Annotated in this window: 15 protein-coding genes and 1 pseudogene; 10 read left to right on the top strand and 6 right to left on the bottom strand. The window is 71.1% G+C overall.

From position 1 onward, the window contains the following. The first annotated feature begins 220 nt into the window (after positions 1-220). The 8 genes from ADY59_RS32475 (at position 221) to ADY59_RS32440 (ending at position 6,826) form a co-directional block, all read left to right on the top strand. Positions 221-1,036: an APC family permease gene (locus ADY59_RS32475; RefSeq protein ID WP_231619004.1), complete on the top strand. Its 816-nt coding sequence runs from the start codon at positions 221-223 to the stop codon at positions 1,034-1,036. A gap of 115 nt (positions 1,037-1,151) precedes the next feature. After that, on the top strand, positions 1,152-1,664 hold the full coding sequence (locus ADY59_RS32470; RefSeq protein WP_049570271.1) for a TrmH family RNA methyltransferase: 513 nt from the start codon (positions 1,152-1,154) through the stop codon (positions 1,662-1,664). Between the two features lie 45 nt (positions 1,665-1,709). Beyond that, a complete protein-coding gene (locus ADY59_RS32465; protein WP_049570264.1) occupies positions 1,710-2,348 on the top strand; it encodes a DsbA family oxidoreductase in 639 nt (212 codons plus the stop codon). Positions 2,349-2,505: 157 nt separating this feature from the next. After that, positions 2,506-3,921, top strand: a complete 1,416-nt coding sequence (gene metG, locus ADY59_RS32460; protein WP_049570261.1) for a methionine--tRNA ligase — start codon at positions 2,506-2,508, stop codon at positions 3,919-3,921. 58 nt (positions 3,922-3,979) lie between these two features. Beyond that, complete coding sequence (locus ADY59_RS32455; protein WP_049570258.1) at positions 3,980-4,957, top strand: phosphotriesterase family protein; 978 nt, start codon at positions 3,980-3,982, stop codon at positions 4,955-4,957. Positions 4,958-4,998: 41 nt separating this feature from the next. Continuing rightward, a complete protein-coding gene (locus ADY59_RS32450) occupies positions 4,999-5,385 on the top strand; it encodes an STAS domain-containing protein (protein WP_082310575.1) in 387 nt (128 codons plus the stop codon). Between the two features lie 9 nt (positions 5,386-5,394). Further along, positions 5,395-6,291, top strand: coding sequence for a sigma-70 family RNA polymerase sigma factor (locus tag ADY59_RS32445; protein ID WP_049570247.1), 897 nt, complete (start codon positions 5,395-5,397; stop codon positions 6,289-6,291). A gap of 97 nt (positions 6,292-6,388) precedes the next feature. Next, positions 6,389-6,826, top strand: coding sequence for a hypothetical protein (locus ADY59_RS32440; protein WP_156325865.1), 438 nt, complete (start codon positions 6,389-6,391; stop codon positions 6,824-6,826). Between the two features lie 248 nt (positions 6,827-7,074). Here ADY59_RS32440 and map read toward each other — a convergent pair whose 3' ends face one another. Then, entirely contained in the window at positions 7,075-7,845 is a 771-nt protein-coding gene (gene map / locus ADY59_RS32435; RefSeq protein ID WP_049570243.1) for a type I methionyl aminopeptidase, read from the bottom strand. A 68-nt stretch (positions 7,846-7,913) separates the two neighbouring features. Here map and ADY59_RS54125 point away from each other — a divergent pair, with 68 nt between their 5' ends. Continuing rightward, positions 7,914-8,318, top strand: coding sequence for a helix-turn-helix domain-containing protein (locus ADY59_RS54125; RefSeq protein WP_197093967.1), 405 nt, complete (start codon positions 7,914-7,916; stop codon positions 8,316-8,318). Positions 8,319-8,424: 106 nt separating this feature from the next. Here ADY59_RS54125 and ADY59_RS32425 read toward each other — a convergent pair whose 3' ends face one another. The 5 genes and pseudogenes from ADY59_RS32425 to ADY59_RS32405 form a co-directional block, all read right to left on the bottom strand. Further along, entirely contained in the window at positions 8,425-9,279 is an 855-nt protein-coding gene (locus ADY59_RS32425; RefSeq protein WP_049570241.1) for a hypothetical protein, read from the bottom strand. A 736-nt stretch (positions 9,280-10,015) separates the two neighbouring features. Then, positions 10,016-12,601, bottom strand: a pseudogene (locus ADY59_RS32420) (Tex family protein); the annotation flags it as partial. A 27-nt stretch (positions 12,602-12,628) separates the two neighbouring features. Next, positions 12,629-13,795 carry an amidohydrolase gene (locus ADY59_RS32415; RefSeq protein WP_049570239.1) on the bottom strand — a complete coding sequence of 389 codons (1,167 nt, stop codon included), beginning with the start codon at positions 13,793-13,795 and terminating at the stop codon, positions 12,629-12,631. Positions 13,796-13,839: 44 nt separating this feature from the next. Then, a complete protein-coding gene (locus ADY59_RS32410; protein ID WP_197093966.1) occupies positions 13,840-14,064 on the bottom strand; it encodes a hypothetical protein in 225 nt (74 codons plus the stop codon). A gap of 18 nt (positions 14,065-14,082) precedes the next feature. After that, positions 14,083-14,523, bottom strand: a complete 441-nt coding sequence (locus ADY59_RS32405; protein WP_049570238.1) for an RpiB/LacA/LacB family sugar-phosphate isomerase — start codon at positions 14,521-14,523, stop codon at positions 14,083-14,085. A gap of 429 nt (positions 14,524-14,952) precedes the next feature. Here ADY59_RS32405 and ADY59_RS32400 point away from each other — a divergent pair, with 429 nt between their 5' ends. Next, positions 14,953-16,584, top strand: coding sequence for an ABC transporter substrate-binding protein (locus tag ADY59_RS32400; RefSeq protein WP_049570235.1), 1,632 nt, complete (start codon positions 14,953-14,955; stop codon positions 16,582-16,584). Positions 16,585-16,586: the final 2 nt, after the last annotated feature.

Below are 16,586 nucleotides of genomic sequence, written 5' to 3'. Positions count from 1 at the left end.
CTTCTATATGATCCTCTGTTTACATAATTTTGTTCTATCAGCGACAATCGTATATACTTCTTTATTTTTTTTTTTTTAAAGCAAAAGCCGGCATACGATATCTAGTCCGGTCTCGTGGGCTCGGAGAGGTGTAAAAGAGACATCCGCCATGCCCGCCGATGAGGCGGCGAACGCGCCCGGCGGGGACGCGTCGAATGCGCGCGTCATTGACAAGGAGCAGGTGATCCCCCTCGATGAGGGCTGGGTCCTGAACGTCCCGGACCTTGCCCTCGAGCAGCACGCGGCCGTCTACGCCCTCCTCGACCTGTCCAGCCCGGGCCTTTGGGGCGTGCTGCAGGGGGCCGGGCTGCTGTTCTTCGCGTTCGCCGGATATGCCCGGATCGCCACCCTGGGGGAGGAGGTCCGCGACCCGGCACGGACCATCCCGCGTGCCATCGGCATCGCCCTGGCCGTCACGTTCGTCGTCTATGCCCTGGTGGCGGTGGCCACGCTCGGCACACTGACCACGTGGGGGCTGGCGGCCTCCGAGGCGCCGCTGTCGGATGTGGTGGCCGAGGCCGGGGCGGAGTGGATGCGCCCGGTCGTCGCCGTGGCCGCGGCCGTGGCGGCGCTCGGGGCGCTGCTCGCGCTGATGCTCGGGGTGTCGCGCACGGTGCTGGCCATGGCCAGGGAGCGCGACCTGCCCGGCCTGTTCGCCACCGTCCACGCCGGGGCGTCGGTGCCGCGCCGGGCCGAGCTGGCCGTGGCGGTGGCGGTGATCGGCCTGGTGCTGGTGGCAGACCTGCGCGGGGCCATCGGGTTCTCCTCGTTCGGGGTGCTCGTCTACTACGCCGTCGCCAACGCCGCCGCGCTCACCCTGCGCCGCGAGGAGGGCGCGCCGCCCAAGGCCGTGCCGGTGCTCGGGCTGGGCCTGTGCCTGCTGCTCGCCGCCACCCTCCCGCTGACCTCCGTGCTCGCTGGTCTGGCCGTCTTCGCGCTCGGCGCCGCCGTCTGGGCCGCACGCCACCGTTCCCGCCAGGGCCGGTCGTCATCCTGAGCCGTGGCGCGCGCGGGGTCAGGCGCTATGCTGGAGGCTCCCGTCGATGGCCTGGGCGTGCCGCTGAAAGCGCCCTTCGCATGATGACCTCCGCGGAGGAGATCCGCCCGCGCGCATGAGCGGGATCAGGGTCCGTACGAGGAAAGAGCTCAAGTCCGCACGGCGGCGACGGCCGCCCCGATGCCTGGGGCACCTCACCGTCGCGCCGCTGTGGCCGATGCACAGCGTCAACCTGGGCACGCTGCTGCGCACCTGCGACGCCGTCGGAGCCTGCCTGGCCGTGCCCCGGCTGCCGTGGGTGCCCGACGCGCTGGCCAAGGGCAACACGTTGCGCGCCGGGGCGTGCGTGCACTGGGTGCGGCCGATGCGGTGGCTCGCCGAGCGCCGCGACCGGGGCGAGCAGGTGGTCGGCGTCGAGCTGGCCGAGGACGCCGTACGGCTGGCGGACCTGCCGATGGCCAGGCAGCCGACCGTCGTCGTGCTCGGCCACGAGGCGGACGGGATCCCGCCCGAGGCGCTCGACCTGCTCGACCTGGTCGTGGAGATCCCGATGATCGGCACCGGCGCCAGCCTGAACGTGGCCGTGGCGGGGTCGCTCGTGCTCTACAAGCTGGCCGGGTTCGTCTGACGCGCGCTTGACCTTGACCGTGGTTGAGGTTGCAGGGTGGGTCGCATGAAGGTCGAAATACATTCCGACGTGCTCTGTCCCTGGTGCTACATCGGCAAGAGACGCCTGACGGCGGCGCTGGAGACGGTCGCCGACCGGCACGCCGTGGAGCTCGTGTGGCGCAGCTACGAACTGTCCCCGGAGCAGAGCCGGACCCCCGGCCCGACCGCCGCCGAGGCCATGACCGAATGGTGGGGCGATCAGGCGGCGGCCAGGGTGGCGCACATCAGGTCCCTGGGGGCCGCGGAAGGTCTGGAGCTCAACCTGGAGCTGGCCCGGCCGGTCAACACCTTCGACGCGCACCGGCTGAGCCACTTCGCCGCCCGCCGCGGCCTGGGCGGCCAGATGATGGAGCGCCTGCTGCGCGCGTACCACACGGAGGGCCTCAACGTGGCGGACCCGGACGTCCTGCGCCGTCTGGGCGGCGAAACCGGCCTGGACACCGGCGAGGTCGGGGCGATGCTGGCCGGCGACGACCACGCCGGGGACGTGCGCGCCGACCGGCGCCGTGCGGCGGAGCGGGGCATCACCGGCGTCCCGTCCCTGGTGATCGACGGCGGGCCGCCCGTCGCGGGCGTCCAGCCCCCGGCCGACCTGCGCCGCCTGCTGGAGCTCGCGCTGACCGCCTCGTCCGGGCGCGCGTAGCGACGTAATGCGCTGGGATTCGGCGGAGCGCGCCGATAGCATCGGGGACATGACGGCGTACCCGGTGATGATGGCCCCCTAGCGGGGCATGCCGGTGACGTCGAGGCCCTGCGAGCGGGGCCTCTCGTCGTGTCGGGGGCCCCTTGGGAGGCATCCGATGTACATCACGACGACCATTCCGTACGTGAACGCCCGCCCGCATCTCGGGTTCGCGCTGGAGATCGTGCAGGGTGACGTGCTCGCCCGGCATCACCGGCACCTCGGGGAGGCCGTGCGGTTCCAGACGGGAACGGACGACAACTCGCTGAAGAACGTGCTGGCCGCCGAGGCCGCGGGCGTGCCGGTGCGCGAGCTGGTGGACCGCAACGCCGCCGCGTTCGAGGCGCTGCGCGGGCCGCTGGACCTGTCGTTCGACGCGTTCGTGCGGACGAGCGCCCATCCCGGGCATCGCGCCGGGGTCGAGCGGATCTGGCGGGCGGTCGGGCACGATCTCTACCGGCGGCACTACGAGGGGCGCTACTGCGTCGGCTGCGAGCAGTTCTACGCCGAAGGGCCCTGTCCGGAAGGCCATGAGGCGCCGATGCAGGCGGTTTCGGAGGAGAACTGGTTCTTCCGGCTGTCCCGCTACCAGGAGCCGCTGCTCGGCCTGATCCGGAGCGGGCGGCTGGCGATCGAGCCGGCGGCGCGGCGCAACGAGGTGCTGGCGTTCGTCGAGGCGGGGCTGGACGACATCAGCATCTCGCGCTCGGCCGCCCGCTCGCGCGGCTGGGGCATCCCGGTGCCCGGCGATCCCGGCCAGGTGGTCTACGTGTGGTGGGACGCGCTGGCCAACTACATCACCGCGCTCGGCGACGGCGACTACGAGCGCTGGTGGGTACGGGAGCCGCGCCGGATCCACCTGGTGGGCAAGGGCGTGATCCGGTTCCACGCGGTGTACTGGCCGGCGATGCTGCTGTCGGCCGGGCTGCCGCTGCCCAGCGCCATCTACGTGCACGACTACCTGACCGCGGGCGGGCGGAAGATCAGCAAGTCGTCGGGGACGGTGGTCGACCCCGTGGCGCTGGTGGACGCGTACGGCGTGGACGCGGTGCGGTGGTGGCTGCTGCGCGAGGTGCCGCGTGTGGGCGACGCCGACTTCACCGAGGAACGGGTGGTCGCCAGGGCCGACGAGGACCTCGCCAACGGCATCGGCAACCTGGTCAACCGGGTCGTCACCATGGTGCACCGGTTCCAGGACGGCCGGGTGACCGAGGCGGCGGGCCCGGTGCCGGACGCCTGCGAGCGGGCGCCCGCGCTCGTCGGCGACGCGCTCGCGGCGTTCGACTTCCGCCGGGCGGCCGCCGCGGTGTGGGCGATCGTCGAGGAGGCGAACCAGTACGTCGAGGCCACGCGCCCCTGGCATCAGGACCCCGCTGACCGGCGGGAGTCGCTGGCGACCCTGGTGCGCGCCTGCCGGGTGCTGGCCGTACAACTGGAGCCGTTCCTGCCCACGGCGGCGGCACGGGTGGCCGCGGCGGTGAGCGGGGAGCGGCTGCCTCGGCCGGAGCCGCTGTTTCCCCGGCTGCGACGTTGACGGGGATGTGAGCGGGCTTTACATTGGCGCGATCAGACCAGCAGGCGCGGAGGCCCTCATGACCACCGTCAACACCGTCCGCGGGCCCGTCGAGGTCAGCGAGCTCGGCCAGACGCTGATGCACGAGCACGTGTTCATCACCGCCACGGAGCACCTGGACAATTACGGCAAAGGTGCGTGGTGGGACGAGGAGTATCGGGTCGCCGACGCGATCACCAAGCTCAACGCGGTGGCGGCCAAGGGGGTCAGGACGATCGTCGACCCGACGGTGTGGGGGCTTGGCCGGTACATCCCTCGCATCCAGCGCATCGCCGCCGAAGTGCCTGATCTGAACATCATCGTCGCCACCGGCCTCTACTCCTTCGACGAGCTGCCCCACCAGTACGAGCACCGGGGGCCGGGGCTGATCGTCGACATCCCGGACCCGATGATCGACGACTTCGTCCGCGACCTGACCGACGGCATCGCCGACACCGGGGTCAAGGCGGCCTTCCTCAAGTGCGTGGTCGAGCAGAAGGGGCTGACGCCCGGCGTCGAGCGGATCTGCCGGGCCGTCGCCCAGGCCCACCTGCGTACCGGCGCGCCGATCACCGTCCACACGAACTCCTTCACGCAGAGCGGGCTCCTCGCGCTCGACCTGTTCGCCAAGGAGGGGGTGAACCTGGCGAAGGTCGTCGTCGGGCACGCCGGTGACAGTAACGATTTGGACTATTTGATGAGGCTGGCCGACACCGGGGCCACGCTCGGTATGGACCGGTTCGGGCTCGACGTCTACAACTCGACGGCGCAGCGCGTGGCCACCGTGGCCGAGCTGTGCCGCCGGGGCTACGACGACCGGATGGTGCTCAGCCACGACGCGGCCTGCTTCAGCGACTACTTTCCCGATGCCTGGGACGAAACCCTCAGCACCATGGCGCCCAACTGGAGATACGATCACATTCACGACGACGTGCTGGCCGCGCTGCTGGAGTCGGGTGTGACAGATGAGCAGATCGAGCGGATGCTGGTGTTCAACCCCCGACGAACGTTCTCGTAAAGTGGGGGGAAGGTAAGAGCAACGCAGGTGGGTGGAACTGGGTGACTTCGGACCAGGCCTTGTCGATCAGCCTCGGGCTTCAGGGGCCGTGTGTCATCGCAAGGCTGACGGGCGACTTCGACTTCGGCTCCGCGGCCGAAGTCCGTGACCGCGTCACCAAGGCGCTCGACCTGACGCAGCCGCCGATGCTCGTCATCGACATGCAGGCCGTCGCGGTCTGCGACTCCTCGGGCCTGTCCGTCCTGGTCTATCTGCACAAGGCGGTCACCGCGTCGGGCGGGCGGCTGCTGCTGTCGGGGCTCAACGGCAGGTGCAAGCACCTGTTCGCGATCACCGCGCTCGACAAGTTCTTCGACATCCGCACCACCGCCGAGCTCGCCATCGCCGAACTCAACGACGCCGGGAATTCACCGCCGTTTACCGGGTAGTGCCCGTGCATGTCGGCCCAAGAGCCCGATCTGCTCGGCCTCTACCTGGAGCAGATCGGCAAGACCCCCTTACTCTCCGCCGCTGACGAAGTGGACCTGGCCAAGCGGATCGAGGCCGGTCTGTACGCCGGTCACCTGATCGCCACGGGCGCCGGGACCGCCGAGCTCGATCTCGTCCGCCGCGACGGTCAGCGCGCCAAGGACCTGCTCATCGGGTCCAACCTCCGGCTGGTGGTGGCCGCCGCCAGACGCTACGCCCACCGCGGGCTGCCACTCGTCGACGTCATCCAGGAGGGCAACCTCGGGCTGATCAGGGCGGTGGAGAAGTTCGACTACACGCGCGGCTACAAGTTCTCCACGTACGGGATGTGGTGGATCCGCCAGGCGATCGAACGGGGCATCCACGACAAGAGCCGCATCGTACGGCTGCCGATCCATGTGGCGGAGGAAGTGGCGCGGCTGCTCCGGGCCGAACGGGCGCTCGCCGCCTCGCTCGGGCGGGCGCCCGGAGACGACGAGCTCGCCGAGGCCGCCGGGCGCACGCCGGCGCAGGTGGCGGGGCTGCGCGGGCTCGCCAGGGAGATGGTCAGCCTGGACACGCCCGTCGGGGAGAGCGGCGAGAGCAGCATCGGTGACCTGCTCGCCGACGACGACGGGCCGGGGGTCCAGGAGCTGACCGAGAGGCGGGCGCTGAGCGTCTCGGTGAACGACGCGGTCGCGTCCGCCCTGCCGCCGCGCGAGGCGGTGATTCTCAGACTCCGGTACGGCCTGGCGGGGCAGGAGGTCCGGAGTTATACGGAGATCGCGCAGCGGATGGGATTGACCCGGGAGCGGATCCGGCAACTGGAGAAGCAGGCGCTCAAGCGGCTGCGCCAGGGCGGGCCGTTGCTGGCGTGGGCTTCGTAGCCGTCCGGGATGTTGATTTCTCCCGTTTCCCGATGGTCAATGGAAGAGCCGCTTTCAACTGGGGGAGGCGGCTGGATCGGTTCGCCATGGGGGCAACATGATCAGAAGTCTTGCCGGCGCGCTCTTGGTCGCCACTGTGGCGGCGGGAGGGCTCGCATTACCCGCCTCGGCCGGCACCTCGCAGGTGTCCGCCACGACAGTCAGTGAGAACGCGGTCGCGGCCAAACCGCACCTCATCCGCTACAAGATCTATTTCGGCCGATGCAAGGACACCTGCCGCATCAAGGTCCGCATCACCAACAAATCAAGCAAACGTCTCTACGCGGTCAGCCTCAACGCCAACCTCAAGGTCAATGGCCGTAAGGTCGGATCCTGCCACGACTACGTCGGCCAGATCCGACCCAAGGGCGTCCGGTGGGGCGGATGCACCGTCCGCACCCGGTCGCTGTCGAACATGTGGAACCGCTGGCTCGACGGTGAGATCCGCTTCGACAAGCGAGTCAGCACCGTCGTGCACTACGAGTATTACCGCTGACCCTCCGGCGTCGTCAGGCCGTGATCATCAGGGCGAGACCGATGAGCACCACGACCGGCACGATCCAGACGACAGCCTCGGCGGCGAACTCCTTGTACATGCGCAAGATCTCCCTGTGGAAACGCCCGGGCGGGGGCGGCGTAAACGTCACTGCGCAGCATAGCCGCCCCCGCGCAATGCGCAGATCCCGCCATCCTGGCCTGCCGGGTGCCCGCCCTTCCTCGCGTGGGCGGCGCACCCGGTGGTGCCTATCTCGGCAGGGTGAGGATCTCGGCTCCGTCGTCGGTGATGGCGATCGTGTGCTCGCTGTGTGCCGTCCGGCAGCCTGTCGCGCTTCGCAGCGTCCACCCGTCGGCGTCGGTGACGAGTTCGTCGGTGTCCGCCATGACCCACGGCTCCAGTGCGAGCAGCAGGCCAGGGCGCAGTTTGTACCCACGGCCGGGCCGGCCGGTGTTGGAGACGTGCGGGTCCTGGTGCATCGTCGAGCCGATGCCGTGACCTCCGAACTCGGTGTTGATCGAGTATCCCGCCTCACTGAGGACCGAGCCGATGGCGTGCGAGATGTCGCCGACGCGAGCCCCGGGCCCGGCGGCCGCGATGCCCGCGCTCAACGCGCGCTCGGTCGCGCTGATCATCGCGATGCTCTCCGGGGGCTTCGAGCCGCCCACGACGAAGCTGATGGCGGAGTCCGCGGCGACCCCGCCTTTGGAGACGGCTAGGTCGAGCGACAGCAGATCGCCGTCGGCGAGCGTGTAGTCGAACGGCAGCCCGTGGAGCACGGCGTCGTTGACGGCCGTGCAGATGTAATGGCCGAACGGCCCACGTCCGAAGGACGGCTCGTAGTCGACGTAACAGGACTCCGCTCCGGCCTCGACGATCATGTCCTGTGCCCACCGGTCGATGTCCAGCAGGTTCGTGCCGACCGCGCTGCGGCTCTTCAGCGTCTGCAGAATGTCGGCGACCAGGGCGCCGGCGTCTTTCGCTCGGGCCAGTTCGGTGGGGTTCAGGATCTCGATCATGCGGCCGCCCTTCTCTCTGTAGCCAATAACTATACCGGCCATATTATCCCGGTATTACAATTGGGGCCATGGTCAGGTTGCCCCTCACTCCCGCGGAGGTCGAGCGCGGACAGCGCCTCGGCGCGCTGCTGCGTCGCGCCAGGGGAGAGCGCTCGATGCTGGAGACCGCGCTCGACGCGCGGGTCTCACCGGAGACCCTCAGGAAGATCGAGTCGGGCCGGGTGGCGACCCCCGCCTTCCCGACCATCGCCGCGATCGCCGATGTCCTCGGTCTCTCCCTCGATGCGGTGTGGGCCGAGATCAGCCAGCCCGAACGCCACGTCGAACCGGCCGGCTCCGGACGCGGCACACGCGAGCCGGTCGGCCCCGCAAGCCTCGAGTCCGCGGCCGAGCCGGAAACGCCGACGGGAGAACACGTGGGCACGGGTCCCACCCCACATGCCCATCCGGCGCGGCTGACCACCCCCGGCTAGCGCCGTCGCCCGGGGTCCCGGCCGGGCAGCTGCTCTGGGCTGGGTGGGCGACCCTGGGCTGCCGGGGTGCTCTGGGCCGCCCCGGACCGTCTGTGGCGGTGGGGGGTCAGGGGCGGTGTTGCCGGGCGATGCGTTTGGCGAGGCCGGCGAGGGAGTCGTCGGCCATGAGCGCCGGCAGGTGGGGAGCCTCGTCGTCGATGCGGCGCAGGATCTCCGGGTGGTCGCCGTGATGCCGGGTCCAGGCGCGCAGGACGTCGGGCATCGCCGCCACGGCCGCGTCGGACAGGATCGCCTCCCGGGGCAGCCACGAGGTCAGGAACCGCGACACCCTGGCCGGACTCCACCACGACGGCCGATCCCCGAGGAACTCGACCAGCTTCTCGTACGCCTCCCGCGCACCCGGCATATCCGGAATGCCGTGGAATCGCGTGACGATGTCGTCGGCTTGGTGGCGTACCGGGCCGGGGACAGCGCGGGCCCGTGACAACGCGAGCGGGCGGACGGCGGGGAGCGTCTCCGCGACCTCCGCCCCCATCACCAGGTCCGTCACCTCGAACGCGTCCAGGATCCGCCCCGCCACGACCCCCGGCTCCGTCGGCGCGAGCTCCAGATCGTCGAGGAACTTCGGCTCCTCCACCACCGCGTCGACGGCCAGCCCGCCGTGCGCCTGGTCGATGCCCACCACGAGCAGGTGCGGCTCCTTGCCGTTCGCGTAGCGGAAGGCGAGCGCGGCCAGGGTCTGCTCGCCGTAGCGATCGGCCGGCCCGTACCAGGCGCCGTCGCATCGGACCTGTCCCATCAGCGCCACCCATCCGGCCAGCGAACCCACGGCGTCGGCCCCGGCCTGCAGGTACGGCTCGGTGACGGGAGAGCCGGCGCTCTCGCCGTCCCGGCGTGAAGGCTCCTCGGGCCCGCCGTTGCCACCGTCCCCGGCGTCACCCCCACCCGGTCCCGCCTGCACGGCGTCGCCGTCGTCCGCATCGGCCCGTGCGGCGTCGCCGTCGTCCGCATCGGCCCGTGCGGCGTCGCCGTCGTCCGCATCGGCCCGTGCGGCGTCGCCGTCGTCCGCATCGCTCGGTGCGGCGGTGTGGTCGTCCGCTCCCGCCTGTGCGGTGGCGCGTTTCTCCTTGTCCGGGTGTCCGGTGTGGAGGGCGGCCAGGGCGGCGAGGGTGAGGCGGGCTTCGGGGCGGCCGTCCCGTACGAGCTGGGGGAGGAGCTGGTCGTCCCCGGCTGCCTCCAGGGCGGCGGTGAGCCGGGCCGCCCACAGCTCGGTGCGCAGCGGCGAACGCCACCTGAGCAGGTCGCGAGCCTGATTGATCGTGGTGTCGAACGCTGTGGTGCTCACACCTCCGACCGTATCGCCCCGGAGCTCCGAGACAGGCGCGCGGCCTTGCGCTGAGGGCGATCACCGGGGCCGCGGCGCGGGCCGGTCCCTGCCGGGGATGCCTGATGTCCCCGGCAGGGGTGGTCCGCCGACCCGGACCGGTGGGGCTGGGGCGGCGGAAGTGGTCGGCGGTCTCCCGTCGGGATGCCCGTCGTTCCAGGTGGCGGACCTGGGACGGGATGCCCGTTGGATGGCCCCGCGGTACCGGATCGGTGAAGTGGGATGGCGGGGGTGGCCAGCGGGACACGCCCGCGGGGCCCGCCGTTCCGGGTTGGTGGCCTGGAACGGCGGGTGGGGGGCAGCGGGGGGTGTCGCCGCCGAGGCCGGCCTTGCGGAGGGGTTCGGCCATGGCGCCCATGGGCTGAGGGCGGTCCTGGCGGCGCTGGCCGCCGCGCTGGCCGCCGTCGCCACGGCCGCGCTGACCGTCACGGCCGCGCTGCCCGCCGTCACCGCGACCGCCGTCGCCACGACCGCCGCGGTTGCCGTCTCCACGGCCTCCCCGGTCGCCGTCGCCGCGGTTGCCGTCGCCCCGGCCGCGCTGCGCGCCGTCACCGCGGTTGCCGTCACTTCGGGAGCCGTCGCCCCGGCCACGTGAACGGCCGTCGCCGCGACCGCCTTCACCCCGAGCGCCCTCGCGGCTGCCCTCGCCGCGGCCGTTGCCGTTGCCGTTGGCGGGGGTGGCCGCGGTGCCGGAGCCGGGCTCGGAACGGCGGTTGCCCCGGCGGCGGCCGTCGGTGTCGTTGCCGGTCGCCGAGGGGAGCTCGTCGTCGAGGCGGAAGGTCAGGCTGATGCGCTTGCGGGGGATGTCGACGTCGAGGACCTTGACGCGGACGATGTCGCCCGGCTTGGCCACCTCGCGGGGATCCTTCACGAAATTGTGGGACAAGGCCGACACGTGGGCCAGTCCGTCCTGGTGGACGCCGACGTCGACGAAGGCGCCGAACGCCGCCACGTTCGTGACCACGCCCTCCAGGATCATGCCCGGCTGCAGGTCTGACAGCTTCTCCACGCCCTCCTTGAACGTCGCCGTCTTGAAGGCGGGACGCGGGTCGCGGCCCGGCTTCTCCAGCTCGCGCAGGATGTCGGTGACGGTCGGGAGACCGAAGGTGTCGTCGGTGAACTCCTCGGGCTTGAGGGCGTGCAGCGTCGCCGTGTTGCCGATCAGCGACTTGAGGTCGGCGCCCGCCGAGCTGAGGATGCGCCGGACCACCGGGTAGGCCTCGGGGTGCACGCTGGAGGCGTCGAGCGGGTCGTCGCCGCCGGGGATGCGCAGGAAGCCCGCGCACTGCTCGAACGCCTTGGGGCCGAGCCTGGCGACGTCCTTGAGCGCGGTGCGGCTCTTGAACGGCCCGTTGGCGTCGCGGTGGCGCACGATGCTCTCGGCCAGCGTCGAGCCGATGCCCGACACGCGGGTGAGCAGCGGGGCCGAGGCGGTGTTGACGTCGACGCCGACCGCGTTGACGCAGTCTTCGACGACGGCGTCGAGCGACCGGGACAGCTTGGTCTCGGCCAGGTCGTGCTGGTACTGGCCGACGCCGATCGACTTCGGGTCGATCTTGACCAGCTCGGCCAGCGGGTCCTGCAGCCGGCGGGCGATGGAGACCGCGCCGCGCAGCGACACGTCGAGGTCGGGCAGCTCCTGGGTGGCGTAGGCGGAGGCGGAGTAGACGGACGCGCCCGCCTCCGACACCACGATCTTGGTGACCGTCGGCATGAGCTTGACCAGCTCGCCCGCGAGCTTGTCGGTCTCGCGCGAGGCGGTGCCGTTGCCGATGGCGATCAGCTCCACGCCGTGCTTCTGCACGAGGGCGCCGAGCACGGCCAGCGACTGGTCCCACTGCTTCCTGGGCTCGTGGGGGTAGATCGTGGTGGTCTCGACGACCTTGCCGGTGGCGTCGACCACGGCCACCTTGACGCCGGTGCGCAGGCCGGGGTCGAGGCCCATGGTGGCGCGGGTGCCGGCCGGGGCGGCCAGCAGCAGGTCGCGCAGGTTGGCGGCGAACACCCGCACCGCCTCGTCCTCGGCGGCCTGCCAGAGCCGCATCCGCAGGTCGATGCCCAGGTGGACGAGGATGCGGGTGCGCCAGGCCCAGCGGACCGTCTCGGTCAGCCACTTGTCGGCCGGGCGGCCCCGGTCGGCGATGTCGAAGTGGCCGGCGATGCGCAGCTCGTAGGCGGCGGTCTCCTCGGGCTCCAGCGTGACCGTGAGCACCTCCTCCTTCTCGCCCCGGAACATCGCCAGGATCCGGTGCGAGGGCAGCTTGGTGAACGGCTCGCCGAACTCGAAGTAGTCGGAGAACTTGGCCCCGGCCTCCTCCTGGCCGTCGCGCACCTTGGAGACCAGCCGGCCCCGGCTCCACAGCTGCTCGCGCAGGCCGCCGATGAGGTCGGCGTCTTCCGCGAACCGCTCGATCAGGATCGCCCTGGCCCCTTCGAGCGCCGCCGCGGCGTCGGCGACGCCCTCAGTGACGAACGACTCCGCCAGCTGGGCCGGGTCGAGCGTCGGGTCGCCGAGCAGCTTGTCGGCCAGCGGCTCCAGCCCGAGCTCGCGGGCGATCTGGGCCTTGGTGCGCCGCTTGGGCTTGTAGGGGAGGTAGATGTCCTCCAGGCGGGCCTTGGTCTCGGCCGCCATGACCTGGGCGCGCAGGTCGTCGTCGAGCTTGCCCTGAGACTCGATCGACTCCAGGATCGCCGCCCTGCGCTCTTCGAGCTCGCGCAGGTAGCGCAGCCGCTCTTCGAGCGTGCGCAGCTGGGCGTCGTCGAGGGCGCCCGTGGCCTCCTTGCGGTATCGCGCGATGAACGGCACGGTCGCGCCGCCGTCGAGCAGCTCCACTGCCGCCCGCACCTGCCCCTCGCGCGCGCCGAGCTCTTCCGCGATCCGCTGGTGAATAGAGAGCACTTGCCTGCCTTTCGATGGTCCCGCCGGTCAATTGTGCAGGACGACGCCGTCTTTCATGACCAGGGTGCGCCCAGGGTGAACGACCACCGCCTCGCCCGGCCCGCTCGCGGGCACCGCGACCAGGTCGGCCCGGTCGCCGGGCGACAGGCCGTAGCCGGACAGGCCGAGCGCCCGCGCGCCCCCGTAGGTGGCGGCCTCCAGTGCCAGCGCGATGTCGTCATCGCTCCGGAACGTGCTGCGATAGGCCAGGTGCATGGCCCGCTCCAGCATGTCGCCGCTGCCGTAGGGGCCCCACAGATCGCGGATGCCGTCGTGGCCGCAGGCGACGGTGACCCCGGCGGCCCGCAGCCTGCGGACCGGGGGGACGGGATAGCTGTAGACGGCGGCGGTCGCCACGACCACGCCCGCCTCGGCCAGCGCGTGGGCCAGCCGGTCGGCGTGCGCCTCGTCGATCTCGCCGAGCGCGTAGGCGTGGCTGACCGTCACCCGGCCCGCCGCCGGCCCGAGCGCCTTCGCGCGTTCGGCGATCAGCTCGAGCTGCCACGCGCCCAGCGTGCCGCCGTCGTGCAGGTGCAGGTCGAGCCGGGCGCCGTAGCGCTCGGCCAGGCCGAAGACCAGGTCGAGATGGCGGACCGGGTCGCGGTCGATCCCGGCCGGGTCGAGCCCGCCGACCGCCTCGACGCCGCTCTTGAGCGCCTCTTCGAGCAGCTCGGCCGTGCCGGGGTTGGTCAGCAGGCCGTGCTGGGGGAAGGCGACCTGGGTGACGTCGATCGGCAGCCCCTCGGCGGCCTCGCGCACCGCCTCGACTCCGCGCAACCCCACGCCGGGGTCGATGTCGGTGTGGGTGCGCACGTGGGTGGTCCCGTACGCGATCATCGTGCGCAGCAGGGCCGTGACGCGCTCGACGCTCGGCACGCCGAGCTCGGCGCGGCGGGCCAGGTCGTTGCCGATGCGGCCGGCCAGTGAGTCGCCGGCCGAGTGCGGCACCCAGGGGCCGCCGTAGAGGGTCTTGTCGAGGTGACAGTGCGCGTCGACCAGGCCGGGCAGCACGAGGGCGCCGCCGAGGTCGACGACCCGGGCACCCGGTGCGTCGACGGCCTCGCCGACGCGCTCGATCAGCCCGCCGCGGACCAGGATGTCGGCCGGCCCGCCGAGCCCCCACGGGCGGCCGTCGCGCAGGAGGACGTCGGTCATGCCTGCACCCTAAAGCGCCGCACCGACGATTCGGCGGGCCACGGTCAGGAAGGACGGCCGGCGAAGAGTTCGAGGTGGTGACAGCTGGGGCAACGGTAGGCGTCGATCTCCCACTTCTGGCGGCCCATCAGCTTGGCGCCGCCGAAGATGCCGCGCTCCAGCTCGCCCTCGACCCAGCTGGCGAAGCCCATGGCGCTTTGCCCGCTGTCCCTGACGAAGCCCGCCTGTAAGCCCATCGTGCCGCAGTGGGTGCACTTGATGTCAGCCATCGCCCGACAATATCGGGATCAGCCCTGGATGTCGGAGAGATGGGCGATATTCGCCTGGTCGGCGGCGTCCGTGCTCGGACTGCCCGAGAGCCAGGCGTCGAGGATCTCCTCCAGCACCACGGCGGAGGTGAGGCGGAGGCTGAGGGCCAGCACGTTCGCGTCGTTCCACGTGCGGGCGCCGTCGGCGGTGTAGGCGTCGGCGCAGAGGGCGGCGCGGACGCCGGGCACCTTGTTGGCCGCGATCGACGCGCCGGTGCCGGTCCAGCAGCACACCACCGCCTGGTCCGCGCGGCCCTCGGCGACGTCGCGGGCCGCGGCCTCGCAGGCCCAGGCCCAGTCGTCGCGCTCGCCGTCGTTGAGGGCGCCGTGCGGGACGACCTCGTGACCGCGCTCGCGCAGCGCCGTCACCACCCGCTCGGCGACCCCGTCGAGGCTGTCGGCGGCCACCGCGATCCGCATGGCGCTCCTTCCGGGGATGAGGCTCGGCCTTCAGCTCTATCAGACAGCGGGAGCGACCGCATCGGACGACGGAATCAGCGGCCGCGGGACACCCGGGCTGGCGCTGTCACCCCGTATGTGCTTGGTTGAGTCGCCATATGAGCATCGTCGAGGATGACATCTCCACCTTTGCCACAGGATGCGTGGTGGGGGCCGGGGCGACAGGCCCCGGCCGTCGTTGTCGATACGATCATGCCTGCGCGAGAAAGCCGGTCAGAGGCTGTCGAATGGGTTGAGGAGGGAGCCTTCGCCGCGGGCGCCGATCCGGCCCGGGGCGAGATCGCCGGCCCCCTGGAGGTGCCGGTGAGCTGCTTCTCCGAACCCGCCGTGCGCGTACACGTCAGAGCCGCCGGACCCCTCGCCCGGTGAAGAGGAAAGGATCCCCCCACCATGCGCTGGCACAAGCGCCTGCTCGTCGCCGGAGTCATCGGCGCCCTGTCCCTGGCCGCGTCCGCCTGCGCGGGTGGCCAGGTGCGCGGCGCCGGCGGCACCCCGCAGCCGACGACGGGCGAGAACACCGCCGCCCAGCCGTCCCAGGGGCAGGCGGCCAAGGAGAACGACGCCACCTTCGTCTACGCCCCGAACCTGGACGTGGTGACCGACTGGGACCCCGCGTCCTCGTACTCCAACGAGATCATCGCGATGTCCAACATCTATGAGGGTCTGACCCGCTACAACGCCGAGACGAAGAAGCCGGAGCCGCGCCTGGCGACCGAGTGGACGTCGGCCGACGACGGCAAGGAGTGGACGTTCAAGCTGCGGCAGGGCGTGAAGTTCCACACCGGCGCGCCCATGGACGCCGAGGCGGCCAAGAAGGCCATCGAGCGCACGATGAAGATGAACGCGGGCGCGGCCTACATCTGGGGCGCGGTCGACACGATCGAGGCGCCGGACGCCTCGACGCTGAAGTTCACGCTCAAGTACGCCACGCCGCTCGACCTGGTGGCCTCCTCCGGCTACGCGGCCTACATCTACGACACCGGGGCCGTGGACGAGGTCAAGGACGGCAAGGCCGACGCCGGGACCGGCCCGTACACGGTCGACAGCTGGAAGAAGGGCCAGGAGACCGAGCTGACGCTGAAGGCGTTCGAGGACTACTGGGGCGGCTGGAAGCCCGAGCAGTACAAGAAGGTCGCCTTCCGGGTCACGCCGGAGATCACCACGGCCTGGCAGCTGCTCAAGCAAGGCGAGGTGAACTTCGTCCAGCGGCTGAACCCGCAGCTCTTCGAGCAGGCGGGCGCCACGGAAGGCGTGCAGGCCACGCGGACGCCGTCGTTCCAGAACCTGCTGGTGCTGTTCAACACCGAGAGCGGCCCGACGAAGGACGTGCGGGTGCGGCAGGCGCTGCAGTACGCCATCGACTACGACGGCCTGGTGTCGGCGCTGAAGGGCGCGGGGCAGAAGGCCAGCGGGCTGGTGCCGCCGGGGCTGCTCGGCCACGTGTTCGGCATGGAGCCGACGCACGACCTGGCCAAGGCGCAGGAGCTGATGACCTCGGCGGGGTACGGGCCGGACAACCCCGAGCTCAAGCTGACCATGACCTACGCGCAGGGCGACGACGACCAGAAACTCTTCGTCACGCTGCTCAGCTCGGCGCTGAAGAAGATCAACGTGACGCTGCAGGCCCGGCCGATGGCCTGGAACGCGCAGTGGGACCAGGGCAAGAAGAAGGGTCAGGACATCTTCGTCATGTACTGGTTCCCTGACTACGCCGATCCCTACTCGTGGTTCCTCAACGTGTTCAGGAGCGCGGACAAGCCGGAGTTCAACCTGTCCTACCTCAAGGACGACGAGATCGACGCGGCCATCGACGGGCTGCCGCGGCTGACCGCGACGGACGCGGGCTCCGCCGAGATGGCCTACGACGAGCTGCAGAAGAAGATCATCAACGAGAAGGCCGCGGTGGCCGTGCCGTACGTGCAGACCTACCAGCGGGCGCTGACCGCGGGCGTGCAGGGGTACATCGACAACCCGGCCTACCCGAACGTGGTCTTCTTCTACGACCTGAAGCCCGCAAGCTGAGC

Source organism: Nonomuraea sp. SBT364 (assembly GCF_001083785.1).
Classification (GTDB): Bacteria; Actinomycetota; Actinomycetes; order Streptosporangiales; family Streptosporangiaceae; genus Nonomuraea.
The sequence above is the reverse complement of the archived record's forward strand: the minus strand, read 5'-3'. Positions and strand labels throughout refer to the sequence as shown.